The sequence below is a fragment of the Pseudomonas sp. S1_E05 genome (genome assembly GCF_056337105.1).
In genome coordinates, this window is sequence record NZ_JBFRHM010000001.1 from 3711223 (window position 1) to 3738214 (window position 26992).

Below are 26992 nucleotides of genomic sequence, written 5' to 3' on the forward strand. Positions count from 1 at the left end.
TCATCGCGAGCATGCTCGCTCCTACAGGTTCCACGGATCGAGACGGATACACATTATGCACAGGCTAAAGAATGGCCTACTCCAGGCCGCCGGTTGGCTGTTTTACTTGAGTCTCCTGATGGGGATCGCCACGGCGTTGCCAACGTCCACGTTCGACTCCGAGTCGAAGGACTTCATTTTCCTGATCGGTATCGTCGGTATCTGGCGCTACTCGATGGGCGCCACGCACTTTGTGCGCGGCATGCTGTTCCTGTACGTGGTCTACCCGCACCTGCGGCGCAAAGTGCGCAAGCTGGGCAAAGCGGCTGACCCGTCCCACGTTTTCCTGATGGTCACCAGTTTCCGTATTGACGCGCTGACCACTGCCCAGGTCTACAGCTCGGTGATTCGCGAAGCCATCGACTGCGGCCTGCCGACCACCGTGGTCTGCTCGATCGTGGAAATGTCCGATGAGCTGCTGGTCAAAAGCCTGTGGAACCGGATGAACCCGCCAGAGCGGGTCAAGCTCGACTTCGTGCGTATTCCCGGCACCGGCAAGCGCGATGGCCTGGCCTACGGTTTCCGCGCCATCTCCCGTCACCTGCCGGACGACCGCGCCGTGGTGGCCGTGATCGATGGCGATACCGTGCTCGCCGAAGGCGTGGTGCTCAAGACCGTGCCGTGGTTCCAGATGTTCGGCAATGTCGGCGGCCTGACCACCAACGAATTCTGCGAAGTGCGCGGCGGCTACATCATGAGCGAGTGGCACAAACTGCGATTCGCCCAGCGTCACATCAACATGTGTTCGATGGCTCTGTCCAAACGCGTGCTGACCATGACCGGCCGCATGTCGGTGTTCCGCGCCTCCGTGGTGACCAACCCGGAATTCATCGCCGACGTGGAAAGCGATTCGCTGCAGCACTGGCGCCTGGGCCGCTTCAAGTTCCTGACCGGTGACGACAAGTCGAGCTGGTTCAGCCTGATGCGTCTGGGCTACGACACCTTCTATGTCCCGGATGCCGCCATCCACACCGTTGAGCATCCGCCAGAAAAGAGCTTCATCAAGGCCAGCCGCAAGCTGATGTTCCGCTGGTACGGCAACAACCTGCGCCAGAACTCCCGTGCCTTGGGCCTGGGGATCAAGCGCCTCGGTGCGTTTACCACGGTGGTGCTGTTCGACCAGCGCGTGTCGATGTGGACTTCGCTGCTGGGCCTGACCGTGGCGATCCTCGCCAGCTTCAAGTACGGCACCGCGTTCATCCTGGTTTACCTGCTGTGGATCGGCATCACCCGCCTGATCCTGACCCTGTTGCTGTCCTGCTCCGGCCACCGGATCGGTCCGGCTTACCCGGCGATTCTGTATTACAACCAGATTGTTGGCGCGCTGGTGAAGATCTACGTGTTCTTCCGCCTCGACCAACAATCCTGGACTCGCCAGCCCACTTCCCTGACCCGTGATCTCGCCAGCTTTCAACGTTGGTTCAACACCTGGTCGTCTCGGACCATGACCTTCTCTGCCGGCAGCATTTTTGTCGCCGTGCTGCTGATGATGGTCTGACCGAACTCGCCTGAATTAACTAGGAAATCGCCCATATGAATACCGCCGTCAACGCCAACGTAGTGCATGAATCCGAAGCCCAGCGCCAGCACGCCCGTGTGAAAATCCCGGCCAAACTGCGTTTCTTCGGTCCGGACCGGACCCCGGTTGAAGCCCGGGTCCTCGACCTTTCCGCTGGCGGCCTGGCATTCAACGCCGGTCAACTGCCGCTGAAGATCGGTGACGCCCACAAGGCACGCCTGCAGTTCGTCATCGACAACCTCGGCCTGGCCATGGACGTTGAACTGCAAGTGCGCTCCTTCGATCGCCAGACCGGGCGCGTCGGTTGCCAGTTCCAGAACCTGGAACCGCAGGACATTTCGACCCTGCGCCACCTGATCACTTCGCACCTGGCGGGCGACATCGTCAGCATCGGTGAAGTGCTGGCAACCCTGCAGCGCGACAACTTCACCAAGGCGCGCAAACAGAAGGACGGCAGCCAGGGCATGAGCGCCTTGGGTCGCCTGCGCGCAGTGACCTTCAGCCTGGGCGTGTTCATCGTCGGCCTGGCGGCGTTCGGTTTCATTTTCAAATCGGTGTACGGCATGTACTTCGTCAGCCACGCCCAGGCCGGTCTGGTCAGCGTGCCGGGCATGAACATCACCATGCCGCGCGACGGCACCGTGCAAAGCCTGATCAAGGCTGACGGCGTGGCCGCCAAAGGCGCGCCGCTGGCGACCTTCAGCACCAGCATGCTCGACGTACTCAAGGGCCATCTGGACGAAGACCAGTTGCAACCGGCCAAGGTTGAAGAACTGTTCGGCAAGCAAATGACCGGCACCCTGACTTCGCCATGCGACTGCACCGTGGCCCAGCAACTGGTTGCCGACGGTCAATACGCCAGCAAGGGTGACGTGATCTTCCAACTGGTGCCGCGCAACAGCGAAGCCAACGTCGAAGCGCGCTTCTCCTATCGCCAGTTCAACGACGTACGCCCAGGCACCACCGTCAGCTTCCAGATCGCCGGTGAAGACCAGAACCGCACCGGCAAGATCGTGAGCAGCAGCAGCTTGAAAAGCGCCGATCTGTCCTCCGACATTCGCGTCCTGATCCAGCCTGACGAGCCGCTGGACAGCAAGTTCGCCGGTCGTCCGGTGGAAGTGAACAGCGACCGCGGCCCGAACCTGAACTGGCTGATCAACAAAGCCATGGCCGCTGGCCTGTAAGCGGAGGACGTGACCGTGATGACGCCCAAACTATTCAGTACACCGCGATCCCTGTGGGAGCGGCGGCGCGACGATTCGACTTGCCCGCGATTGGATCAACTCGGTTCGTCTGATGCACCGCGGTGCCTGCATCGCGGGCAAGCCCGCTCCCACATGGGATCTCTGTGTGCAGTCGCGCTCGCCATCAGCCTCACCGGCTGCGCCGGCCTGCCCGATCAGCGCCTGGCCAACGAAGCCCTCAAGCGCGGTGACACTGCGCTTGCCCAGCAGAACTACAAGGCCCTGGCCGACCTGGGTTACAGCGAGGCGCAAGTCGGGCTGGCCGACATCCAGGTCGACAGCCGCGACCCCGCGCAGATCAAGCAGGCAGAGGCGACTTACCGCGCCGCTGCCGACGTGTCGCCCCGTGCCCAGGCACGCCTGGGTCGCCTGCTGGTGGCCAAGCCGGGTTCCACCGAAGCCGAACAGCACGAAGCCGAGACACTGCTGAAAAAAGCAGCGGCCAATGGCGAAGGCAACACGCTCATCCCGCTGGCGATGCTGTACCTGCAATACCCGCACAGTTTCCCCAACATCAACGCCCAACAGCAGATCAGCCAATGGCGCGCCGAAGGCAAGCCGGAGGCGGGCCTGGCTCAAGTGCTGCTCTACCGCACCCAAGGCACGTACGATCAGCATCTGGACGAAGTGGCGACCATCTGCAAGGCCGCGTTGAACACCACCGACATCTGCTACGTCGAGTTGGCCACGGTCTACCAGAAACAGGGCAAGACCGAAGAGCAAGCCGCACTGATCAAGCAGATGCAGGCCGCGCATACCCGTGGCACCGTGTCCGCGCAACGCGTGGACAGCGTAGCGCGTGTCCTTGGCGACTCGACGCTGGGCAAGACCGACGAGAAAACCGCCCAATCGCTGCTCGAAGACATCGCTCCCGGCTACCCCGCTTCCTGGGTCAGCCTGGCGCAGTTGCTGTACGACTTCCCGGAACTGGGCGACGTCGACACGATGATGAAGTACCTGGAAAACGGCCGCGCCGCCGACCAGCCCCGCGCCGAACTGTTGCTCGGCAAGCTCTACTACGAGGGCAAATGGGTGCCGGCCGATGCCAAGGTCGCCGAAGCGCACTTCCAGAAAGCCGTTGGCAAGGAAGTGGCCGCCGATTACTACCTGGGTCAGATCTACCGTCGCGGTTACCTGGGCCAGGTCTATTCGCAAAAAGCCCTGGATCACTTGTTGACCGCTGCGCGCAACGGCCAGAACAGCGCCGACTTCGCCATCGCCCAGCTGTTTTCCCAAGGCAAGGGCACCAAGCCTAACCCGCTCAATGCCTATGTCTTCAGTCAATTGGCCAAGGCCCAAAACACTCCGCAAGCCACCGAGCTTGCGCAAACACTCGAAGCCCAACTGCCGCCTGCCCAGCTCGCCGAAGCCCAACGCCTGTTGAAACAAGAACAGGCTGTAAGAGGTGCCTTGAGCCAGAACACGCTGGAACTGCACGCCCTGCAAGAAGAAGACGGCGAGGAAAAATTATGAAGTTGAATCCTTTCGTGAAGGCCGGCATTGGCCTGACTTGCGCACTGCTGTGGTCTTGCCCAACGCTCGCGGCATTGACCGAAGCCAAGAACTTCGGCCTCGAAGTGAAGATCACCGGCCAGTCCGAGGACGACCGTGACCTGGGCACTGCCAGCGGCGGCGACGTCAACGGTGTCGGCCTTGACCTGCGACCTTGGGTCTACGGCGAGAGTGGCGCATGGAGCGCCTACGCCATGGGCCAGGCGGTGACGTCCACCGACATCATCGAAACCGACACCTTGCAGCAGTCCGACGACGAAGGCACCCAGACCACCGACAACGGTGATCGCAAGACCAAGAAAAACTACCTGGCGATGCGTGAGTTCTGGGTTGGCTACAGCGGCCTGACCCCCTACCCCGGCGAGATCCTCAAGCTCGGTCGCCAACGCCTGCGCAACGACGACGGCCAATGGCGCGACACCAACATCGAAGCCCTGAACTGGACCTTTGACACCACCCTGCTGCGGGCCAACGCGGGCGTCGCCGAACGTTTCAGCGAATACCGCACCGATTTGAAAGAGCTGTCGCCCCAGGACAAGGATCGCCTGCACGTCTACGCCGATGCGGCGTACCAGTGGACACCGGGCAATTGGGTCGGCATTCGCGGGCATCACACCCATGACGACGGAAAGCTCGACTACCCGGAACCGGGCGTGGCCGGCGACTCGCTGGACAAGAAACAAAATGGCGACATCAGCTGGCTCGGCCTCACCGCCGACAGCGACGCGTACAACTATCGCAACACCAACACCCTCAATTACTGGGGCAGCGTCACCGGCATGAGCGGCGACACCGACACGGTCAACCCGCTCAATGCCGACGGCACGCGCCCCGCACAAGCCAAGCGTGGTGAAGACGTCAACGGCTGGGCCACCGACCTGGGTGTACGCCTGCGCCTCGACCCGCAGTGGCAGGTGGGTGCCGCCTACGCCCGCGCCAGCGCCGATTACCAACAGAACGGCCTGGAAAGCAACCGCTCGAACTACACCGGTACGCGCTCGCGTGTTCACCGTTTCGGCGAAGCCTATCGCGGCGAAATGAATAACATGCAGACCGCGACCCTGTTCGGCTCATGGATGCTCAACGACGAATACGACGCGAGCCTGATCTATCACAAATTCTGGCGTGTCGACGGCAACAAGCCGGTCGGCAGCAACGGCATCAACGCCGTCGAGAACAACACCGACGAAGCCACCGGCGCGATCCTCTCCAGCACGTCACTGCCGCTGGAAGATGGCAACAAAGACCTCGGCCAGGAAATGGACCTCGTCGTCACCAAGTACTTCAAACAAGGCCTGCTGCCGGCGGCGCTGAGCCAGTCGATCGACGAGCCGTCGGCCCTGGTGCGCTTTCGTGGCGGTGTATTCAAACCGGGCGATGCCTACGGCAAACAGGTCGATTCGTACATGCACCGCGCGTTCATTGACGTGATCTGGCGCTTCTGATGCAAACCGCTAAAGGAGTTCCCGACATGCACAGTCCGAACAGAGGCGCCTTGACCTTGCTGGCCGGTGCGATGCTGCTGGCCAGTGCAGCCGCCTTCGCCAATGCCGAGCCTGCGCCCAAGCCCACGACTACGGCCAAGGAATTGCAACAGGCAAAAACCTACACCGTCGCCAGTGCGCCCACCGCGCCGCTGGAGCTGGAAAAACCGGTACCACCGGACATCAGCGGCTACACCGCCGAAGCCATCGCGAAAAAAATCGTGCGCAGCAAGGCCGGCAAGGTCAGCGTGCGCCGCATGATGCAGGAAGACGCGCTGAAGGACTTCATCGGCGGCGATAACAAGATGGCCGAATGGGTGGTGCGTCAGCACGGCATCCCACAGGCGATCTTCGTCGACGACGGCTACATGAACCTTCAGGACCTGGCGAAGAAGCTGCCCAAGCAGTACCTCAACGAAACCTCGCCGGGCGTGTTCCTGGCGAAGTTGCCGATTGTGGTGGGCAGGCACGGCATCCTCGATATCGACAAGCAGACCCAGGAGTTGCGCCTGTCCCAGGAAGCCGGTTCGTTCCTGGTCAACGACGGCCAACTGTTTGTGCGTGATACCAAGGTCACCGGTTGGAGCGAAAAAAGTAACGGTCCGGCGATGTTCAAGTCGGCGAAGGAATTCCGTCCTTTCCTGCTGGCCTGGGGTGGCACCGAGACCTACATCGCCAACAGCAAGATGGCCAGTTTCGGCTACGCCAACAGTAAGTCCTACGGCGTGAGTATTTCCCAGTACACGCCAAACATGGCCAAGGTGCTCAAGCGCCCTGAACCGACCGGCTGGATCGTTGGGTCCGAGTTCTCGGACATGTACTACGGCTTCTACTGCTACGAAACCCGCGACTTCGTCGTCAAGGGCAACACCTACAAAGACAACATCATCTACGGCATCGACCCGCATGACCGCTCGCACGGGTTGATCATCGCCGACAACACGGTGTACGGGACCAAGAAAAAGCACGGGATCATTATTTCCCGTGAGGTCAACGACAGCTTCATCTTCAACAACCGCAGCTACGACAACAAGTTGTCGGGACTGGTGATCGACCGTAACAGCGTCAACAACCTGATCGCCTACAACGAGATCTACAAGAACCACACCGACGGCATCACGCTGTACGAGAGTGGGGACAACCTGATCTACGGCAACAAGGTCATCAGCAACAAGCGCCACGGCATTCGCATTCGTAACAGCGTGAACATTCGCCTCTACGAAAACCTGGCCATGGCCAACGGCCTCACCGGCGTCTACGGCCACATCAAGGACCTGACCGACACCGACCGTGACATCAAGCTCGACCCGTTCGACGCCCAAGTGTCGCTGATCATCGTTGGTGGCGAACTGGCCGGCAACGGCAGCGGGCCGCTGTCCATCGACTCGCCCTTGAGCGTCGAGCTGTATCGCGTGTCGATGCTCGCACCGACCAAATCCAGCGGCATCAGCTTCAACGGCATTCTGGGCGAACGCCAGGATGAAATTCTCGACCTGATGGTGCGCCAGCAGAAAGCCGTGCTGATCGACCCGGTCGAACGCCAGACCGAATTGCAGGACTGAGGATAATTTTATGCACCCACACTTGATCAAATTACTCAGCCTGTCGGCCCTGACCGCCGGTATTCTCGCGGCCAGCGCCGGGGCGCGCGCGGACGAAGTCCAGGCTCCCACCTTTGAAGCCGAGCCGTGCTGCAACCTTTGCCCGCAAGCCCACGACGCGAAGAACTACACCACGCGCTACCAGCAGAACTTCACCACGCTGGTACAGGCCCAGGGCGACTGGCTGTTCCGTACCCAGGAAGACTTGCGCACCGAATTCGACACCACCCCCGCCGGCTACAAACGCATGCAGCAACTGCACGATGCGTTCAAAAGCAAAGGTGTGGAACTGGTGGTGGTTTATCAGCCGACCCGTGGCCTGGTGAACCGCAACAAGCTCAACCCGCAGGAGAAGGCCAGCTACGATTTCGACAAAGCCCTGCGCAATTACAAGACCATGCTCGGCCGGTTTGCCGCCATGGGCTATGTGGTGCCGGACCTGTCGCCGCTGACCAACGAATCGCTGCCCGAGACCCTGCCCGCCCACGATTTCTACTTCCGTGGCGACCAGCACTGGACCCCATACGGCGCGCAGCGCACAGCGAAGATCGTCGCGGAGAAGGTCAAGCAGATCCCGGCCTTCGCCGACATTCCCAAGCGCGAATTCGAGACCCACAAGTCGGGTCGCATGGGCAAGACCGGAACATTGCACAACATGGCCGGTCAACTCTGTGGCACCAGCTACGCGATCCAGTACATGGATCAATTCACCACCGAGCCCAAGGGCGAAGCGGGCGACGGCGATCTGTTCGGCGACTCTGGCAATCCGCAGATCACCCTGGTCGGTACGTCCCACAGCGGCAAGAACTACAACTTCGCCGGGTTCCTCGAAGAGGCCATCGGCGCTGACATTCTCAATGTGGCGTTCCCCGGCGGCGGCCTGGAAGGTTCGATGCTGCAGTACCTGGGCAGCGAAGAATTCCAGAAGAACCCGCCGAAGATTCTCATCTGGGAATTCTCGCCGCTCTATCGCCTGGACCAGGAAACCATCTACCGCCAGATGATGGCGCTGCTGGATAACGGTTGCGAAGGCAAAGATGCACAGATGTCCGGCAGCACCACGCTCAAACCAGGCAAGAACGAACTGATGGTCAACAGCAAAAACCTGAACCTGCAAAACAGCAGCCACCAGGTCGACATCCGCTTCGCGGACACCTCGGTGAAAACCCTGCAAGCCACCCTCTGGTACATGAACGGGCGCCACGAGGACATCAAGATCGAAAAACCGGAAACGTCCGACACCGACGGTCGTTTCGCCTTCGAGTTGCGCACGGACGAAGACTGGGCCTCGCAGAATCTGCTGGCCGTCGAAGTCCAGGGCCCTGAAGCCGGTGCCGCCCCTCAGAAGGTCGAAGCGAAAATCTGCAAACGCAACGTATTCCCGAGCGCCGAGCAACGCACCGCTCAAATCGGGCAATGAGGTCTGCCATGCACAACCGAACGTTGAAACAGTTACTCGCGCCCTCCCTGCTGACGCTGGCGATGTTCGCCGGCGCCACCCAGGCCGCCGCGCCACTGCGTCCGCCCCAGGGTTACTTCGCGCCGATCGAGAAAGTCAAAACCGGCGACAGCAGCGAAGGTTGCGACGCGATGCCGACGCCTTACACCGGCTCACTGCAATTTCGCAGCAAGTACGAGGGGTCCGACAAGGCCCGTTCGACCTTAAACGTCACATCAGAAAAAGCCTTTCGTGACAGCACCGCCGACATCACCAAGATCGAGCGCGGCACCAGCAAGCGCGTCATGCAGTTCATGCGCGACGGTCGTCCCGAACAGCTGGAATGCACGCTGAATTGGTTGACCGCCTGGGCCAAGGCCGACGCGTTGATGTCCAAGGACTTCAACCACACTGGCAAGTCCATGCGCAAATGGGCGCTGGGCAGCATGGCGTCCGCGTACCTGCGCCTGAAGTTCTCCGATTCGCATCCGCTGGCCAACCACCAGCAGGAATCGCAGCTGATCGAAGCCTGGTTCAACAAGATGGCCGACCAAGTCGTCAGCGACTGGGACAACCTGCCACTGGAAAAAACCAACAACCACTCGTACTGGGCCGCCTGGTCGGTGATGGCGACCTCCGTTGCCACCAACCGCCGCGACCTGTTCGACTGGGCCGTCAAGGAATACAAGGTCGGCGTCAATCAGGTGGACGCCCAGGGCTTTTTGCCCAACGAACTCAAGCGCAATCAACGCGCCCTCGCCTACCACAACTACGCCCTGCCGCCGCTGGCGATGATCGCCAGTTTCGCCCAGGTCAACGGTGTGGACCTGCGCCAGGAAAACAACGGCGCGCTCAAACGCCTGGGTGATCGCGTACTGGCCGGGGTGAAGGATCCTGAGCAGTTCGAAGAGAAAAACGGCAAGGAACAGGACATGACCGACCTGAAGAAGGACATGAAATTCGCCTGGCTCGAACCGTTCTGCTCCCTCTACACCTGCACCCCGGACGTGCTGGAAAAGAAACACGAGATGCAACCGTTCAAGACCTTCCGCCTGGGGGGTGACCTGACCAAGGTTTATGACCCGGCGAATGACAAGGGCAAGGGGTCTTGATTCGTCTCCGGTAGGAGCGAGCTTGCTCGCGATTGCGATCTGACATTCACCCTGAGTGTCGACTGATACACCGCGATCGCCAGCAAGCTGGCTCCTACAGGGGGTCAGCGTCGGGTTTTGGTTTTGTGAGTTACCCCCCGGTTTTCCATGGGGGGTTTGGGGGGGCCGTTGGCCCTTGACTGTTGGTTAAACACGGAGAGACCGGGATGGTATTTTCATCCAACGTGTTCCTGTTTTTGTTCCTGCCGATCTTTCTCGGCATGTACTACTTGAGCGGAATACGCTATCGCAACCTGCTGCTGCTGATCGCCAGCTATGTGTTCTATGCCTGGTGGCGCGTGGACTTCCTCGCGTTGTTCGCCGCCGTCACCCTGTGGAACTACTGGATTGGCCTGAAAGTCGGCGCCGCCGGTGTGCGCACCAAACCGGCCCAGCGTTGGCTGCTGCTCGGCGTGGCCGTCGACCTGTGCATCCTGGGTTACTTCAAATACGCCAACTTCGGCGTCGACAGCATCAATGCGCTGATGACCTCTGTGGGGCTGTCGCCGTTCATCCTCACCCATGTGCTGCTGCCGATCGGTATCTCGTTCTACATCTTCGAGTCCATCAGCTACATCATCGACGTTTACCGTGGCGACACCCCGGCCACGCGCAACCTGATCGACTTCGCGGCGTTCGTGGCGATCTTCCCGCACCTGATTGCCGGCCCGGTCCTGCGTTTTCGCGACCTCGCCGACCAGTTCAACAACCGCACGCACACCCTCGACAAATTCTCTGAGGGTTGCACGCGGTTCATGCAGGGTTTCATCAAGAAAGTCTTCATCGCCGACACCCTCGCCGTGGTTGCCGACCATTGCTTCGCCTTGCAAAACCCGACCACGGGCGACGCCTGGCTCGGCGCGCTGGCCTATACCGCGCAGTTGTATTTCGACTTCTCCGGCTACAGCGACATGGCCATCGGCCTGGGCTTGATGATGGGTTTCCGCTTCATGGAAAACTTCAAGCAGCCCTACATCAGCCAGTCGATCACCGAGTTCTGGCGGCGCTGGCACATCAGCCTGTCCACCTGGCTGCGCGACTACCTGTACATCACGCTGGGCGGCAATCGCAAAGGCACACTGATGACCTATCGCAACCTGTTCCTGACCATGCTGCTTGGTGGTCTGTGGCACGGCGCGAACATTACCTACATCGTTTGGGGAGCCTGGCACGGCATGTGGCTGGCGATTGAAAAGGCCTTGGGCCTGAACACGTCGCCGCGCAGCCTCAACCCGATCCGCTGGGCGCTGACCTTTCTGCTGGTGGTAATGGGCTGGGTCATCTTCCGCGCCGAAAACCTGCACGTGGCCGGTCGCATGTACGGCGCCATGTTCAGCTTTGGTGAATGGTCGCTGTCGGAACTCAACCGCGCCAACCTCACCGGCCTGCAAGTGGCAACCCTGGTGGTGGCCTACATCACCCTGGCGTTCTTCGGCCTGCGCGACCTCTACAGCAACCAGCCGCCCGCCAAGACCAAACCCGCCGTCAACGTCGAGGCCAATGGCCCGGCTACCGCAACTCCGGGAATGATCAAGGCCGTACCGGGTGACAACCCGGCCAGCATCCATGAACCGGGCTACACCGTTGGCACTGAAGCCACCGTTCAACCGGCCTACTGGACCGCTGACTGGTCGCGCTACGTGATGCGTGCATTGGTGCTGCTGCTGTTCATCGCCTCGATTCTCAAACTCTCGGCGCAAAGCTTCTCGCCGTTCCTTTACTTCCAGTTCTGAGGGATCTGACCATGACCCGCTCATTACGTATCTTCTACATCGCCCTGTTCATGGTGACCCTGCTGGTCCTGGGCCTGTGGTCGGTGCGCAGCTTCTTCGGCTTCAGCACCAACGCCGACGCGACAGTGCTCAATGGCCGTTGGGCCAAGGCCGTCGAAACCCACTATGACGACGAATTCCCGATCAAGCGCCTGGGGACCAACCTCTGGGCAGCACTGGATTTCAAACTGTTCAACGAAGGTCGCCCGGGCGTGGTGCTCGGCCAAGACCAGTGGTTGTACAGCGATGAGGAGTTCAATCCGATCGTCAATGAAGAATTGAACCTGCAAAGCAACTACGCGCTGGTCGAAGGCGTGCGCCAGGAACTCAAGGCAAAGGGCGTGAAACTGGTGATGGCCATTGTGCCGGCCAAGACTCGCCTGTATCCGGAACATCTGGGTGAAGTGAAGCCTTCGAGCATTCACGCCAACCTGTATGAAGACTTCCACGCCCGTGTCGCCGCCAACAAGATCCTGGCCCCCGACCTGCTGATCCCGCTGCAAAAGGGCAAGCTCAACGGCCAGCAGGTATTCCTGCGCACCGACACCCACTGGACGCCTGAAGGCGCGCAGATCGCCGCCGAGACCCTGGCCAAAACCATCGCGGAAAAAACCCCGCTCAGCGGCGAGCCGCAGCGTTTCGTGACCGAGCCAGCGCAAACCGTGACCCACAAGGGTGACCTGCGCCTGTTCCTGCCGCTGGACCCGCTGTTCGAAAACATGATGCCGGCGACCGAGCCCCTGCAAAAACGCAACACCGTGGCCGTAGGTGACCAGGCCAGCGGCGATGACGCCCTGTTCGCCAACACCGAGGTGCCGGTGGCGCTGATCGGGACCAGCTACAGCGCCAACCCGAACTGGAACTTCGTCGGCGCGCTGAAACAGGCATTGAACAGCGACGTGGTCAATTACGCCGAAGACGGCCATGGCCCGATCCTGCCGATGCTCAGCTATCTCAAAAGCGATGCTTTCAAGAACAGCCCGCCACAAGTGCTGATCTGGGAGTTTCCGGAACGTTATCTGCCCGTCAACAACGAAATCGGCGACGCCGACCCGCAGTGGGTAGCAGCGCTCAAAGAAGCCGGCGCTCGCCAACAAAACGTAGCTGTAAACACTAAATCCGAGACGCCCGATCGGGCGCAAAACTGAAAGAGAGGTTCACTATGACTTTCACTACTACTCCTCGTCGTCTCGCCAAGACCTTCGCTTTGGCCGCGACCTTCAGCGTGCTGTCAATGAACGCCTTCGCCGCTGGCGATTCGGCGCTCTACGGCCCGACCGCACCCAAAGGCTCGACCTTCGTACGCGTCTATAACGCCGCCAACACCGAAGTCAGCGCCACCGTCGGCAGCACCAGCCTGAGCGATGTGGCACCGCTGGCCAGCACCGACTTCAGCTTCATGCCGGGTGGTGACTACAGCGCCAAGGTCGGCAGCCAATCCCTGCCGGTGAAACTGGCGGGCGATCACTATTACACCCTGGTCAACAACGCCAGCGGCGCACCACAACTGATCGAAGAACCGCCGTTCAAGAACAAGCAGAAGTCCCTGGTTCGCGTGCAAAACCTCAGCGACAAGGCCCTGACCCTGAAAACCGCCGACGGCAAGACCGAAGTCGTGCCGGCCGTGGCTGCCAAGGGCCGTGGCGAGCGTGAAATCAACCCGGTCAAAGTCAGCCTGGCGCTGTACGATGGCGCAACGAAAGTCGGCGATGTGAAGCCAGTGGCACTGGAGCGCGGTGAAGCCGCCGTCCTGTACGTCACCGGCAATGGCAGCAGCCTGTCGCCAGTCTGGGTCAAGCGCCCGGTGTCTACGCGCTAACGCGCGAGCTAATAGCTACAAGCCTGTAGCTGCAAGCAAAGCGCTTTAACTTGCCGCTTGCAGCTCGTGGCTCCCTACTGATTTTTAAGGAGTAACAACATGATTCCGGTGATCTTGTCAGGTGGTAGCGGCTCACGTCTTTGGCCGCTTTCCCGTAAGCAGTTCCCTAAACAGTTCCTGGCCCTGACCGGCGAGCACACCCTGTTCCAGCAAACCCTGGAACGCCTGGTGTTCGAAGGCATGGACACCCCGATCGTGGTCTGCAACAAGGACCACCGATTCATCGTCAACGAGCAACTCGCTGCTCGTAAACTGGACACCCAGCGCATCCTGATGGAACCGTTCGGGCGCAATACCGCGCCAGCGGTCGCCCTGACCGCGATGATGCTGGTCAACGAAGGCCGTGATGATCTGATGCTGGTGCTGCCGGCCGACCACGTGCTGGAAGACCAAAAAGCGCTGCAACGCGCCCTGGCCCTGGCCACGGTCGCCGCCGAGAACGGCGAAATGGTGCTGTTCGGCGTGCCGGCGACCAAACCGGAAACCGGCTATGGCTACATCAAGTCGGCCAATGATTCGTTGCTGCCCGAAGGTGTGAGCCGCGTGTCGCACTTCGTTGAAAAACCGGACGTCAAACGTGCCACCGAGTACGTGCAGTCCGGCGGCTACTTCTGGAACAGCGGCATGTTCCTGTTCCGCGCCAGCCGCTTCCTCGAAGAGCTGAAAAAGCATGATCCTGACATCTACGACAACTGCATGCTGACCCTTGAGCGCAGCGAGCAGGACGTCGATACCGTGATGATCGACGAAGCCACCTTCGCCTGCTGCCCGGACAACTCCATCGACTACTCGGTGATGGAAAAAACCCAGCGCGCCTGCGTCGTGCCGCTGACCGCCGGCTGGAGCGATGTCGGTTGCTGGTCGTCGTTGTGGGAAGTGAACGAGAAGGACGCCGACGGCAACGTTACCAAGGGCGACGTGGTGGTCCAGGACAGCAGGAACTGCATGATCCACGGCAACGGCAAACTGGTGTCGGTGATCGGCCTGGAAAACATCGTGGTCGTTGAAACCAAGGACGCCATGATGATTGCGCACAAGGACAAGGTCCAGGGCGTGAAACAGATGGTCAACACCCTCAACGAACAGGGCCGCAGCGAAACCCAGAACCACTGTGAAGTCTACCGTCCATGGGGTTCCTACGACTCGGTGGACATGGGCGGCCGCTTCCAGGTCAAGCACATCTCGGTCAAGCCAGGCGCCTGCCTGTCGCTGCAGATGCACCACCACCGCGCCGAACACTGGATCGTCGTCAGCGGCACCGCCGAAGTGACGTGCGATGAAAACGTGTTCCTGCTCACCGAAAACCAGTCCACCTACATCCCGATTGCCTCGGTCCACCGCCTGCGCAACCCGGGCAAGATCCCGCTGGAAATCATCGAGGTGCAATCGGGCAGCTACCTGGGCGAAGACGATATCGAGCGGTTTGAAGACATCTACGGCCGGTCGACCCCGATCGAGCGCGGCGTTTCGGTGAAAACCATCGCGCAGTAAGCGTCGAGCAGAACGAGAAGCCCCTATCCAGCCCACTGCGTCCCCTATCCGCAGTGGGTTGGGTGGGGGCTTTTTTGTATTACACAGGGAAGGGATAACCCGACTGGCCGGGTCGCGGCTACAAATGTCCCGCCACTGTTCTGGATGGCGATCTTTTTTGAGTCGACAACATGACTTCATGATCATCGATTGGCTTGACGGCGACGACGAAGTCCAGGTCCTTGCCATTGGGCTCAATAGTTACACCCGTGGCAATCAGACCGAAATCCTCCATGACTTTTTTTGTCGTTTTACCGTTGGGGCCTTGGAAAAAGGCTTCCATTAACTCAGGGCTACCGCTTTCAAGGCCTTGAGTCTGATCCAACGTTGTTTGGTTTTTTACTTTTGACCTGCGGATGGTACTGGGCAGCACACCGAACTTGTCATTTCGCCTGCTAGCGACTTCATATTGTTTTCTGAATACATCGTTGGCGAAAATTTCTCCGGCATCCGCAAATTTGTAGTTCTGCATAAACTCCCATTCATGATCACTCACCCGATTAAAAAATTTGCTGACTTTCGTCTTATCTGGATCCTTTGATGTTGGCTCTGTCATCACGATCGTTTTTAACACGACTTTATGCGTGAACTTCGTGCTCACCCGCTCAGCCCGCCCCTGTGATTGCTCGTCCACAGTGGATAAACGTTCCTTGAGGCCTTGCACACGGTAGGAAACGAACGTCACTTCAGCCTGCTCTTTGTGTTCTGGCTGGGTGGGGGCCACGGTTGCGTCTAGTTTGACGCCTTCGCCAACTACCGGGGCGAGCCCTGAATGATCCTTGAAAACCATTGGCCGGTTCTCAACCATCCTGTACAAATTTAGCCCATCCACATTTCCCGCAGGGTCCGGATTCAACCAGCGCTGCCAGGAGGGCAAGTAGAACCTGAATCCGTAGTAGTAAAAGCCGGTTGCATCTCGCTCCTGGCCCGAGTAACGCATCCATTTGAGATCCGATTCGGCTTCGCTGCGCCCAGCGAACCAAGCTGTGGTCCCGAACGGGTGGTACCGTTCCTGGCTGATTACCCCACCGTCAACATCCACTTCCATAAGGCAGGAGCCCAACTGATCGTTAAAACTGAAACGGTATGCATCGTTGGCACTTGGCGCAGGAGATTGCCAATGCAAAACCTTAACGTTGCTGCGCCCAGCCTGGACACTGATCACATGCAGCACTTCACCGGTGCCACTGTGAGTGCGTATTTCCAGACCCGGCAAGTAACGAACTTCTGCCTTTATCATGCGGGCGCCTGCATGCACTGAGCGAACTTTGCGAACACGCATGCCATCGGCGCCGTAAACGTATATTTCATGATCATTTGTCCCGTTATCCCGGACGACTGTCTGTACCTCGCGCAACTCGTTACGCAAGTTCCAACTCAACAGTTGCCCCGGCTGCACCTTCAGCAAGTTGCCATTGCCATCAAAGCCGTTGCGAAAATCCTCATCTCCCGGTTCCACTCCTTCAACAACCGGCAAACAGCGATTGCTTGAAGACGCCACTACCAGGCAATGCCCGTGGCTTTACGGTCCTTCGTGGCTCAACTCCAAAAGATTGCCGCCACGGTCATAACGATACGATTGCCGGTAAGCACTGCGTGGTGAAGGATCATCGAAGGTAAAAAAGTGAGGCCCCTTGCTCGGGACACCCGCTTCCCAACCCGTTGCGCTGGTCAATTGGTCAAGGCTGTCGTAGGTGTACAGGTTGACCGGATCAATGCGCTGGTTGGCGAAGTATCGAGTCGGCAGCGCACCGTCCTGAATGCGCACTACATTGCCCTTGGCGTCATACTCATAGGCGAGGTCTTAAAGCAGGTCGGTGCCCCTGTGAGCACGCAAGCTTGTCAGCCTGGCGTCCGCCGCGGAGTATTGAAGCGTGGTGATCACACCATTGCCGGCCACTTCGCGTTCGCGCTGGTCATGGGCGTTGTACTCAATGGCGCCTATCAATAGGATCGGCTGCATCACTCAACCTCGTGCCATTAAGCATTCAGCTAAAACCCAAAGCCGAGCCAATTCTACTGTCACAAATCACAGGCTCGACGAACGGTCACGGTCGCCCCCCATCGCCAACCTGACTCACCCTTAGGCAGGATGAGCGTCTATCCCGCGAGGTTGTGCGCGCAGCCCTGCCGGTCTTCAGTGACGCGTCGTGAAATTTCGTTCCGAGCGAGGCTGATAACGCTGCCACAGCGTGCGGTCTGTCCGCCAAGGCGCATCCACGAGCTCATTGTTCTTGTAAAACAAAACCTTATCGGCCAATTGCTGGCGATTACGGTACAGATATCGCAACTCTGATGAAGTCGGAGAAGGTAGAGTCTTCAACACCACCCTCTCCATGTCTACCTCATCAAGCATAAAATGAACGATGGCGGAGTTTTTTGATTTCAGCAATGTAGAAAGACCGCCCTTACTAATACGATTTACCAACTTCATTGAAAACTCTTCACTACTTAAATCCAAGTATCGGTAAACAGTCTCATATATTGAGTATTTACTTTCAGACAACTCATCAGCATAGGCCTTGGCAAAATTCTTATAAGCTGAATTTGTCGACCAGGAATCCTTCATCAACTTGATATTCTCGTAACTTTTCCTTTCGACAATAAATAACTTTTCATTTACCGGGTCAATATAATTTTTCCAAACTCGCTCCTCGATCGACTTATCAACTTGCATCCCGCCGCCCGACAAAATGTCATCCGCTTTTCTGAGATGTATTCTCAGGGGACGTAGCTGACCCTCCAGTGAGGAAACTTCCGGCCCCGACATGTACATCGCCAACAATTCACCAGGATGAGAGATCATTGAAAACCAGCTTAACTTTCCTATTAGGACCTTGGATAAACCAAACATCATATCCCCCTGCTCAGACTTGAATAATTTCTTGAAATTACTCTCTTGCCCATCGTAATCTTGCAGACTGACAGGGTTGCTGCGGACCATTTGATAAAGGTTGATCCCGTCCACGCTTCCTGCGGGGTCCGCATTCAACCAGCGCTGCCACCAGGATATGTAATACCTGAACCCGTAATAATAAAGCCCCGTTGCATCCCGCTCTTTGCCCGAATAGCGCACCGTCTTGTAACTCACCTGCACCGCGTCGCCGCTTGACCACGCAGTGCCACCAAACGGGTAATACGTTTCCAAGGTGATGATGTTAGCGTCCTGATCGAGTTCCATCGTACCCGACCCAAGATGATCCGTTAGATCGTAACGCTGTTGGTCGTTGGGAATTGAATGCGGCTTTCCCGCCTCCCAATGCAGTATCCGTACGCTGCCACGGCCGGTCGATACATCGACGATATGCAACAACTCACCTGTACCGCCGTGGCTACGTACGTGCAAACCCGGTAAATCAAGTGTCCGAATGACTACCGACCGAGCGTTGGCGAGCAACGACCGGATTTTGCTCACTCGCATGCCATCAGCACCGTAACGGTATTGTTCACAATCACTGTCGCTGCCGTCACGTTCAACCGGTCGCACTTCGCTCAACTGATTGCGCAGATCCCAGCGCAACAATCGCCCCGGTTGCAGCGCCAGCAGATTACCATTGGCATCGAAACCGTCCCGCAAGTCCTGTTCGGTGGGCTCGACATTCTCACGAACAGCCAGGCAGCGGTTACTATGGCGGGCCGCGATCAGCCTATGGCTGTGGTTCTGCGGGCCGATGTGAGTCAATTCCAGCAGGTTGTTGCCAGCGTCATAGCGGTAATTCTGACGATAGTTACCGGCCACGGCGGGGTCTGGGTTCGGTGCCGAGTCTGGCCCCTGCCTGACTCCACCGGCCTCCCAGCCCGTGGCCTCAATCAAACGGTAAAGAGAGTCATACCGAAAGCGGCGTACAGGCTCGACGAGTTGATTGGCAAAATGACGAACAGGCAGGACGGCGTCTTCAATACACACGATATTACCCACCGCATCGTAGGCATAGCGCAGATCCTGCAACGGCTCTCTCTGTCCCAAGCGCGATGTCAGGCGTATCAATCGACCATCGGCTGCCGCATATTCAAGATCGGTCAGCACGCCGTTACCCGCAGTTTCCCGCGTCACCTGACCATGAGCGTCATAGGTAATGCCGCTGACAATCGGCAATCGTTCGGTGTTTTGACTAAGACGCACAGACACCGCGCTCAACTTGCCATCCGCAGTGTGGCTGAAAAACCGCTCGTGGCCCCGTGCATCGGTGTGCGAAAGCATGTCGCCCACCGGATTATGATGAAAATGAGTAGTGAATAGGGTCTGTGGTTGGTCCGCGTAACAGCGTTGCTGCTCAAGCACCAGCCCGCTCATAGCGTATTCAACGAATGCCAGACTGCCCGCCAGATCCTTATGCTCGGTCAATCGACCGCATTGATTGTGATCGGCAGCCATCTGGTCATCGGCGGCATACGTCAAACACTCTGCACACACTGCCGTTCCCTCGGACGGATACTCAAACAGCGTTGTCAGTCGTAGTTGGTTGTCATAAAGGAGCCGGCGTTGAGTGCCTCGACCATCCAGGACTTGTACCTGTTGTCCAGCCTCACCGACCACGTTTACACGCAGACCGGCATCCACGCTGTCGGTGGAAATCAAAGTACCCGACAGCCCGTGGCGGTGAATCAGGTTGGCTGGCGCAGCCACCGTCACGAACAACCGTGGATCCCACCAAGCACTCTCACGACCCAGCGCGTCATGCTCCGTTCGATTGACCCGTGCTTCGACATCTTCATTTTCCAGTGCGCGGTAATAATCCACCGAACGCACCCCCAACCCCCGCGGCTCGACGACCGCCAGTTTTGGCGTGTGCTGGTTGAGGTTCGATAGACTCGCCTGCATCTTCCCATCCTCATGCCGGTAAGCATCCCAGCTAAAACCGAAAGCCGCGGCGATTCTACTGTCACAAATCACAGGCTCGACGAACGGTCACCGGGCACCTGCCATCGCCAACCTCCCCCACGCTTAGGTACGATGCTCCCCTCTGCTCCCGAGGTTGCACGACATGTTCATTGGCGTCCTGCTGGTCATCACCTGGTTGATTCTGCTGGTGCGTTACCCGGCCAAGGCCTTGCCCGTTTCGGTGGCGGCCGTGATTGGCCTGGGGCTGGTGGCCACCTGGGTCATCTGGCTGGACAATCGCGAGGTCAAGCAACTGGCGCGGCTCGAGTTGCGCATCAGCTACGCGCCGGATCAGTGCCCGGCGGATCGTCCGTTGCAACTGACGATGAACAATGGCAACGACGTGCCCCTGACCGAATTGCGTTGGCGCGTTGCCGCCTACGCCCCGGGCGATACGGTCAACCTGGCCGATAACCAATACACCGCACCCCGTTACCGGGGACCCGGCGAGTTGCAGGCCGGGGCGAACTGGGAAGACTGCCTGCCCATGCCACCGCTGCGCCCCGGCTATCGCCCGCAAACCCTGGAGTTTCGCGCCGAGCATTTGCAGGGTAGTTTCTCCGACTGACTTTTCCTTCTTCTTGCACAAGGACCGCGCCATGCCTGTTGCGTTGATTACCGGTTGTTCCAGCGGCATTGGCCGCGCCCTGGCCGATGTGTTCAAGGCCGCAGGCTTCAAGGTCTGGGCCACCGCACGCAAGGCTGAAGATGTTGCCGCGCTGGCAGCGGCGGGTTTTAACGCCGTGCAATTGGACGTCAACGACGGCCCGGTGCTCGAGCAACTGGCCGAGCAGATCAACCAGCAGCATGGCGGCCTCGACGTACTGATCAACAACGCGGGGTACGGCGCCATGGGGCCGCTGCTGGACGGCGGCGTGGCGGCCATGCAGCGCCAGTTCGAAACCAATGTGTTTGCCATCGTCGGTGTGACTCGCGCGTTTTTTCCGGTGTTACGCCGTGCCAAGGGCTTGGTAGTGAACATCGGCAGCGTCTCGGGCGTGCTGGTCACACCGTTCGCCGGCGCCTATTGCGCCTCGAAGGCGGCGGTGCATGCCTTGAGCGATGCCTTGCGCATGGAACTGGCGCCGTTCGGTGTGCGGGTGATGGAAGTGCAGCCGGGAGCGATCGCGTCAAGCTTCGCCAAGAATGCCGGGGAGCAGGCCGAGCAGTTGATCAGCGAGCAATCACCGTGGTTCGCCTTGCGCGAAGGCATCCGCGCGCGGGCCAAGGCGTCCCAGGACAAACCGACCCCCGCCAGCGAGTTCGCCGCCGGAGTGCTCAAGGCGGTGCAACAGGGCAAGCCGCCGCGGCTGGTACGCCTGGGCAATGGCAGTCGTGCGTTGCCGCTGATGGCGGGGTTGCTGCCCAAGGGGTTGCTGGAGTCGGCGTTGATGAAGCGGTTTGGGTTGCGGGGACAGCTCTAGACCAAGTTGACCCCATCGCGAGCAAGCTCGCTCCTACAGGGGAGCGGTGTTCACAAATCCCTGTAGGAGCGGGCTTGCCCGCGATGAGGCCCGAACAGCCACCCGATAAATTCCAGGTAAAAAAACATGACCGACTACACCGAGTACTTCGAAGAAGTGATCCAGGCCCACGTGCTCATCGAGCAATGGCTGGCCGAAGAACGCGACGCCTCCGAACTCGACCGCTTGCTCACCCGTTTCTCACCCCAGTTTTCCATGGTCTCGCCCTTGGGCCGGCAGTTGGACTTCGCCGCGCTCAACGAGTTGTTCCTGCTGGCCGGTGGCAAGAAGCTCGGTTTTCGCATCGAGCTGAGCGAGTTGCGTGGCATTGCCCTGCACGACGGCGGCGCCACCGTCAGCTACCGCGAGCAGCAGACCGATGCCACCGGCCTGCATTCCGATCGCCGCTCGACGGTGGTGTTCGAGCGAGTGGAAGGCCGGATTCTCTGGCGGCACCTGCACGAGACGTTTTGCTGAGGCTTATTCGTTAACGATGACCGTGCAGGTAATCCCCGCCGCCAGCAGTACACCCTCCGGCACTTCATCGATGTGAATGCGCACCGGCACCCGTTGTGCCAGGCGCACCCAGTTGAACGTCGGGTTCACATCCGCGATCAGCTCGCGGCTCTCGGGGTTGTCGCGGTCGTAGATGCCACGGGAAATGCTCTCCACATGCCCTTTCAACACCTCGCCGCTCATCAACTGCATGTCGGCTTTGTCGCCGACCCGCACGTGCGGCAGCTTGGTTTCCTCGAAGAAGCCGTAGACCCAGAACGAGTTCATGTCGACCACGGCCATTTTCGCTTCGCCGATGCGCGCATAGTCGCCGCGATGGACGTTGAGGTTGGTGACGTAGCCGTCCACCGCCGCCCGCACTTCGGTGCGTTTGAGGTTCAGTTCCGCCGCCTCCAGTTGTGCCTGCGCATGCTGGTAGTCCGCCAGGGCCGAGTCGGCGATGTTGCTGGCGTCGTCGCGGTTTTCCCGGGAGATCACCAGGTTGTCCAGGTCGGCGCGGCGATGGGCGTTGACCTTGCGCATCTCCCAGGTGGCCTTGCGTGACGCCACCAGCGATTGCGCCTGTTTGACCGCGAGGCGGTAGTGTTCGGGGTCGATGCGCATCAGCAGATCGCCCTTCTTCACCAGTTGGTTGTCGCGCACCGGCACATCCACCACTTCGCCGGTGACGTCGGCGGCCACGTTGATGATGTCGGCACGCACCCGACCGTCGCGGGTCCAGGGCGTGTTCATGTAGTGCACCCACAGGGTCCGGCCGACCCAGAGCGCGAGCGCCAGGACCAACAGGGTGGCAAGCAGGCTGAAAAGCTTTTTCATCGGGGCCTTCTCAAGGTAGAGAGTCAACGGTAAACAGTCAGCGCCAACGCGCCGAACAGACAGGTAAACAGGCTCAGGCGCAGCAGCGCCGGGTGCCAGAAGAAGCGGTACAGGTCGAACCCGGACAGGAATCGGTCCAGCGCCCAGGCCAGCACGGCGGCAATCAGGAACATCAGCGTCATGGTCGGCATGTACACGCCGTGGAAGGCGATTTCACGAGGCATGGGCAGATCCTTGGGGCGAGGTTTTGGCGTAGGCGGCCAGCGGTGATTGCGGGTCGAGCAGGGAGCTGCGGATGAAGTGCAGGTAGCTTTTGACCCGGCGCAGGGCCGAGGTGTCAAAGTGCGGCGCGAACGGCTCGTCGGTGGCCTGCACACGGCTGATGGCGTGGTCCACAGCGATCAGGCCGCGCTCCAGGTTGCTCGCGCTCGGTTGCAGGAACAGCCGCACCAGCGAGCGCCCCATCACGCGGATTGCCTGGCGCCACGGCTGGGATTCGGCGTAGGCCGGATGCACCGGCAGGATCGCCTGTTCCTTGCGCAACTCGATGATCGCGTGACCGACTTCCAGCACCACGAACATCCAGCGCAGCAATTCGCGCTGCACCTGGGGTTGGCCGGCGGCGAAACCGTAGGCCTGGTGCAGCAGGTCGCGGGTGCGGCTTTCGAAGCTCGAGGCCAGGCCCTTGAGCTTGCCGCTGATCGCAAACACCACCTGCCCGCGCAGGTCCTGCTCCAGGCGACGCCACAGCCAGCGGCTGTTGGGCGGCATGATGATCGCCCCGGCGGCGGCACACACCAGCATGCCAAGCACCATGGCGATGTAATCGTTGATGAAGGTGTAAGGGTTGTAGATCGTCAGGTTGTCCGGCACCGAGCCGGTGCTGAAGAAAATCAGCAGGCCCAGGCCGACACCGACGTACTGCGGCCGAGAGGTCAGGAACGAACCCAGCACGATCACCGGCGCCAGCATCACGCACAACAAGGGAAAACCATCGATCCACGGAAAGATGAAAAACATTTCGACGAAGCCGATCAATGCCCCGAGGAAGGTCCCGCAGGCCATCTGGAACGCCATGCGCTTGGGATTGGGTGTGGCGGCGGACAAACCCACTGTGGCCGCCGCGATCAGCGTCATGGTCGCCCCACTCGGCCAGGCCGTCGCCACCCAGTAACTGCCCAGCACCACCAGGATGAATGCCGCCCGAATGCCCGACGCCGCCGAGGCCATCCAATTGGTTTGCGGGGTAAAGGGTTCGTCCCATTGCTCGCGTTCGTGATGGTGATCGGCCAGGGACGCGTGGGTCTGTGCGTAACCGTGCAGGTCATCGACGAAGCGATACAGCAGTTCATAGGCGGTGTGGAAGTCCAGTTGCTCGTCGTCGCTTGGGCCGGTCTCCTGGAATGTGGCCCTCAGGCTGCGCACCCGCGCTGGCAACGCTTCCTTGTAGGCGGCCATGGCCTGGACCAGACGCGCCGCATCCGGGCTGGTCAGGGCGCGACCACTGAAGCCGTCGAGCACTTCGGCAAGGTCCTGCAAGCCGGGTTTGATCGCGGCCACCACATGATCCGCCGCACTGGCGCGCAAGCGTTCCAGCAACTGGTGCAAGGCGTTGAAGCGCGTGGTCAGGCCCATGAATTCGCTGTTCAGCCGGCTCAATCGACCGTTTCGCCGGCGCATGTGCGGGTCTTCGAACACGGTGACGCTTCGCAGACCTTCCAGGCCTACCGCCTCGGCGCTAAAGCGCACGTTGCCTGCCTCGAACGCCTCGCGCGGGCTACGACCGCGCAACCCGTCGGTGACGAACAGGGCGAACACACCAAAGCGCTGGTACAAGGCGTTACGCATCGCCGCGCTGGCGGTCTGCGGCAGGATCGCGGCGCTCACCACGGTGGCGCAAAGAATCCCCAGGGAAATTTCCAGCACGCGCCAGACGGCGGCCATGAAGGCACCGTCCGGATGGGCCAGCGCCGGCAAGCCGACCATGGCGGCGGTATAGCCGGCCAGCACGAAGCCATAGGCGCGGAAGTTGCGGTAGCGCGCCGCACCGGCCGAACAGATGCCCACCCAGATCGCCAGCGAACCCAAGAACAGCTCGGTGTTCTGCGCGAACAACGCGATCAGCGCCACCATCACTGCCGAGCCGGTCAGGGTGCCGAGGAATCGGTAGAAGCTTTTGGCGAACACCTGGCCGCTCTGCGGCTGCATGACAATGAATACGGTGATCATCGCCGTGCGCGGCTGCGGCAGTTCCAGACGCATCGCCAGCCACAGGGTCAGGAAGGCGGCAAGCAGCACCTTGAAGATGTAGACCCAGGTCACGCCATCGCTGCGTGCCCAGTCGAAGAAACCGCGACGCCAGTCGAGGGAGTAGAGCCAGCGCAGCGGTGCGGGCAAGGGAGTCATGGATATTTTGCTCAAGGAAATTTAAATAAACCTGCACCTGTGGAGCTTCACATGTGGGAGCGGGCTTGCCCGCGATGACGGTTTAACAGTCGACATGGGTGTTGAATGCTATGACCTCATCGCGGGCAAGCCCGCTCCCACAGGGGGCAGTCCCATAAAGGGCCAGTTCCACAGCGGTTCTTGTTCAATTGGGCAGCAGCACCGGCGTCTTCGGCGCTGTGGTCCTGCCCGGCGCCGGCACATCCTCACCGGCCCCCAACCCGCCCCCCAGCGCCGTCACCAACTCGGCATGAGCACCGAGCCGAGCAGCCTGCACCTGCTGCTGCACTTGCTGCTGCTTGAACAGCAGGGTCTGGGCGTTGAGCACATTGAGGTAGTCGGTAAGCCCGCGCTGGTAGGCGATCATGGCGATGTCGTAAGTCTTCTGCGCGGTCGCCACGGATTCGGCGGCGAAGGTCTGCTGCTTGTCCATCGACTCGCGACGAATCAGTTGGTCAGAGATGTTCTTGAGCGCATTGATCAGGGTCTGGTTGTAGCGGGCGACAGCGATGTCGTAGCCGGCCGAGGCTTCACCCAGCTCGGCACGCAGGCGGCCACCGTCGAAGATCGGCAGCGAGATCGCCGGGCCCACGCTGTAGTTGAGTTTCTTGCCGGTCAAAAACTCCAGCGCCCCACCGCCGGTGGCCATGTAGCCCAGGCTGCCCACCAGATCGACGTTGGGGTAGAAGCCGGCGTGTGCAACATCGATGCCCCGGGCCTGCGCCGCCACTTGCCAGCGACTGGCGACGACATCGGGGCGCTGCCCAAGCAACTGAGCAGGCAGTGTCGATGGCAGTTTCAGTGGTGCCCCCAATACCAGTGTCGGCCGTTGCAGTTGCGCGCCCTCGCCCGGGCCTTTGCCGGCCAGGGCCGCCAGTTGGTTGCGACTCAGGGCGATTTCTTCGTCCAGCGCATCGAGTTGGCGATGGGTTTCCGGCAAAGGTGTCTCGGCCTGGCTGACTTCAAAATGCGTACCGATACCGCCGTCGAGGCGTTTTTGTGCCAGGTCGAGAATCTGCTGCTGTTGTTTGAGGGTCGCGTCGACGATGTCCCTTTGCGCGTAGTGCAGCGACAGCTCGATGTAGGCACGCACGATGTTGTTCTGCAATTCGAGCTGCGCCAGGCGGGCTTCGGCGGCGCTCATGTGTGCCAGGTCGACGGCACGCTCGGTGCTGTTGCTTTCGCGCCCCCAGAGGTCGAGCGCGTAGCTGAAGCCCAAGGCGGCGTTGTTGTCCCAGGTCGTGGAATTGGCCAGCTCGCCCGGCCCGTAGAACTGATCAGTGGGCCAATTGTGGCGCTTGAGGGTGGACACACCGTTGACCTGCAACGATTCGGCCGACTCGGCGATGCCCGCCATGGCCTTGGCCTGACGCACCCTCGCCGCCGCCATGGCCATGGTCGGGCTGCCTTGCAGCGCCAGCTCGATCCAGTGATTGAGTTGTGGGTCGCCGTAGACTTGCCACCATTGCGCCCTGGGCCAGTTGGCGTCTTGCGCGGCGCTCTGGATGGCATCGTCGGTGGCCAGCGTATTGGCCTCCAATGCCTTGCCCTGCGGGGCTATACCTCCGGTTCCGATGCAGCCGCTGATTGCCAGGGTTAAAGCCAGAACATTGAGCGCTTGAAACGCTCCTTTGATGCGACGCGGCACTGCTGCAAATTCCTGAAATAGGGAGAGGCACAAAGACCGGGGCAATTCTATGG

The 26992-nt window shown here is 60.1% G+C and carries 22 protein-coding genes; 14 read left to right on the forward strand and 8 right to left on the reverse strand.

Annotation, left to right across the window (positions count from 1 at the left end; all coding sequences use genetic code 11):
• Nucleotides 1-55 precede the first annotated feature (55 nt).
• The 11 genes from alg8 (at nucleotide 56) to AB4N33_RS17290 (ending at nucleotide 15130) form a co-directional block, all read left to right on the forward strand.
• Entirely contained in the window at nucleotides 56-1537 is a 1482-nt protein-coding gene (gene alg8 / locus AB4N33_RS17240; RefSeq protein WP_476457843.1) for a mannuronan synthase, read from the forward strand.
• 35 nt (nucleotides 1538-1572) lie between these two features.
• Nucleotides 1573-2742 carry a PilZ domain-containing protein gene (locus AB4N33_RS17245; protein WP_460117896.1) on the forward strand — a complete coding sequence of 390 codons (1170 nt, stop codon included), beginning with the start codon at nucleotides 1573-1575 and terminating at the stop codon, nucleotides 2740-2742.
• Nucleotides 2743-2895: 153 nt separating this feature from the next.
• Nucleotides 2896-4275, forward strand: coding sequence for an alginate biosynthesis TPR repeat lipoprotein AlgK (algK, locus tag AB4N33_RS17250; protein ID WP_476457844.1), 1380 nt, complete (start codon nucleotides 2896-2898; stop codon nucleotides 4273-4275).
• Nucleotides 4272-5759 (forward strand): alginate export family protein, encoded by a 1488-nt coding sequence (locus AB4N33_RS17255; protein ID WP_476457845.1) that lies wholly within the window; start codon nucleotides 4272-4274, stop codon nucleotides 5757-5759. The genes algK and AB4N33_RS17255 overlap by 4 nt, the downstream gene beginning before the upstream one ends.
• A gap of 26 nt (nucleotides 5760-5785) precedes the next feature.
• Entirely contained in the window at nucleotides 5786-7360 is a 1575-nt protein-coding gene (gene algG, locus AB4N33_RS17260) for a mannuronan 5-epimerase AlgG (RefSeq protein ID WP_460117902.1), read from the forward strand.
• A gap of 10 nt (nucleotides 7361-7370) precedes the next feature.
• Nucleotides 7371-8819 carry an alginate O-acetyltransferase gene (locus AB4N33_RS17265; protein ID WP_476457846.1) on the forward strand — a complete coding sequence of 483 codons (1449 nt, stop codon included), beginning with the start codon at nucleotides 7371-7373 and terminating at the stop codon, nucleotides 8817-8819.
• Between the two features lie 8 nt (nucleotides 8820-8827).
• Complete coding sequence (locus AB4N33_RS17270) at nucleotides 8828-9949, forward strand: mannuronate-specific alginate lyase (protein WP_460117906.1); 1122 nt, start codon at nucleotides 8828-8830, stop codon at nucleotides 9947-9949.
• A 206-nt stretch (nucleotides 9950-10155) separates the two neighbouring features.
• Nucleotides 10156-11721, forward strand: coding sequence for an MBOAT family O-acyltransferase (locus AB4N33_RS17275; RefSeq protein ID WP_476457847.1), 1566 nt, complete (start codon nucleotides 10156-10158; stop codon nucleotides 11719-11721).
• A gap of 11 nt (nucleotides 11722-11732) precedes the next feature.
• The gene (locus AB4N33_RS17280) at nucleotides 11733-12908 is read left to right on the forward strand and encodes an alginate O-acetyltransferase (protein ID WP_460117910.1); all 1176 of its coding nucleotides are present in this window, start codon (nucleotides 11733-11735) and stop codon (nucleotides 12906-12908) included.
• Nucleotides 12909-12922: 14 nt separating this feature from the next.
• Complete coding sequence (locus AB4N33_RS17285; RefSeq protein WP_476457848.1) at nucleotides 12923-13579, forward strand: alginate O-acetyltransferase AlgF; 657 nt, start codon at nucleotides 12923-12925, stop codon at nucleotides 13577-13579.
• 99 nt (nucleotides 13580-13678) lie between these two features.
• Nucleotides 13679-15130: a mannose-1-phosphate guanylyltransferase/mannose-6-phosphate isomerase gene (locus AB4N33_RS17290; RefSeq protein WP_460117914.1), complete on the forward strand. Its 1452-nt coding sequence runs from the start codon at nucleotides 13679-13681 to the stop codon at nucleotides 15128-15130.
• A gap of 118 nt (nucleotides 15131-15248) precedes the next feature.
• Here AB4N33_RS17290 and AB4N33_RS17295 read toward each other — a convergent pair whose 3' ends face one another.
• The 4 genes from AB4N33_RS17295 to AB4N33_RS17310 all read right to left on the reverse strand — a co-directional run bounded on the left by AB4N33_RS17295 (nucleotide 15249) and on the right by AB4N33_RS17310 (nucleotide 19991).
• On the reverse strand, nucleotides 15249-16646 hold the full coding sequence (locus AB4N33_RS17295; protein WP_476457849.1) for an RHS repeat-associated core domain-containing protein: 1398 nt from the start codon (nucleotides 16644-16646) through the stop codon (nucleotides 15249-15251).
• Between the two features lie 45 nt (nucleotides 16647-16691).
• Entirely contained in the window at nucleotides 16692-16937 is a 246-nt protein-coding gene (locus AB4N33_RS17300; protein ID WP_476457850.1) for a hypothetical protein, read from the reverse strand.
• Nucleotides 16938-16973: 36 nt separating this feature from the next.
• Nucleotides 16974-17132 (reverse strand): hypothetical protein, encoded by a 159-nt coding sequence (locus tag AB4N33_RS17305; protein WP_476457851.1) that lies wholly within the window; start codon nucleotides 17130-17132, stop codon nucleotides 16974-16976.
• 174 nt (nucleotides 17133-17306) lie between these two features.
• Nucleotides 17307-19991, reverse strand: coding sequence for an RHS repeat domain-containing protein (locus AB4N33_RS17310; RefSeq protein WP_476457852.1), 2685 nt, complete (start codon nucleotides 19989-19991; stop codon nucleotides 17307-17309).
• 163 nt (nucleotides 19992-20154) lie between these two features.
• Here AB4N33_RS17310 and AB4N33_RS17315 point away from each other — a divergent pair, with 163 nt between their 5' ends.
• The 3 genes from AB4N33_RS17315 to AB4N33_RS17325 all read left to right on the forward strand — a co-directional run bounded on the left by AB4N33_RS17315 (nucleotide 20155) and on the right by AB4N33_RS17325 (nucleotide 21991).
• Nucleotides 20155-20619 (forward strand): multidrug transporter, encoded by a 465-nt coding sequence (locus AB4N33_RS17315; protein WP_460117916.1) that lies wholly within the window; start codon nucleotides 20155-20157, stop codon nucleotides 20617-20619.
• Nucleotides 20620-20650: 31 nt separating this feature from the next.
• Nucleotides 20651-21475 (forward strand): SDR family oxidoreductase, encoded by an 825-nt coding sequence (locus AB4N33_RS17320; RefSeq protein WP_476457853.1) that lies wholly within the window; start codon nucleotides 20651-20653, stop codon nucleotides 21473-21475.
• 126 nt (nucleotides 21476-21601) lie between these two features.
• Nucleotides 21602-21991: a DUF4440 domain-containing protein gene (locus AB4N33_RS17325; protein WP_476457854.1), complete on the forward strand. Its 390-nt coding sequence runs from the start codon at nucleotides 21602-21604 to the stop codon at nucleotides 21989-21991.
• Between the two features lie 3 nt (nucleotides 21992-21994).
• On the opposite strand, the gene AB4N33_RS17330 is transcribed toward AB4N33_RS17325, so the two are convergent.
• The 4 genes from AB4N33_RS17330 to AB4N33_RS17345 all read right to left on the reverse strand — a co-directional run bounded on the left by AB4N33_RS17330 (nucleotide 21995) and on the right by AB4N33_RS17345 (nucleotide 26939).
• Nucleotides 21995-22846 carry an efflux RND transporter periplasmic adaptor subunit gene (locus tag AB4N33_RS17330; protein WP_460117921.1) on the reverse strand — a complete coding sequence of 284 codons (852 nt, stop codon included), beginning with the start codon at nucleotides 22844-22846 and terminating at the stop codon, nucleotides 21995-21997.
• Between the two features lie 23 nt (nucleotides 22847-22869).
• Nucleotides 22870-23070, reverse strand: a complete 201-nt coding sequence (locus tag AB4N33_RS17335) for a DUF1656 domain-containing protein (RefSeq protein WP_460117923.1) — start codon at nucleotides 23068-23070, stop codon at nucleotides 22870-22872.
• Nucleotides 23060-25252, reverse strand: a complete 2193-nt coding sequence (locus AB4N33_RS17340; RefSeq protein WP_476457855.1) for an FUSC family protein — start codon at nucleotides 25250-25252, stop codon at nucleotides 23060-23062. The genes AB4N33_RS17335 and AB4N33_RS17340 overlap by 11 nt, the downstream gene beginning before the upstream one ends.
• A 184-nt stretch (nucleotides 25253-25436) precedes the next feature.
• Nucleotides 25437-26939 (reverse strand): efflux transporter outer membrane subunit, encoded by a 1503-nt coding sequence (locus tag AB4N33_RS17345; protein ID WP_476457856.1) that lies wholly within the window; start codon nucleotides 26937-26939, stop codon nucleotides 25437-25439.
• Nucleotides 26940-26992: the final 53 nt, after the last annotated feature.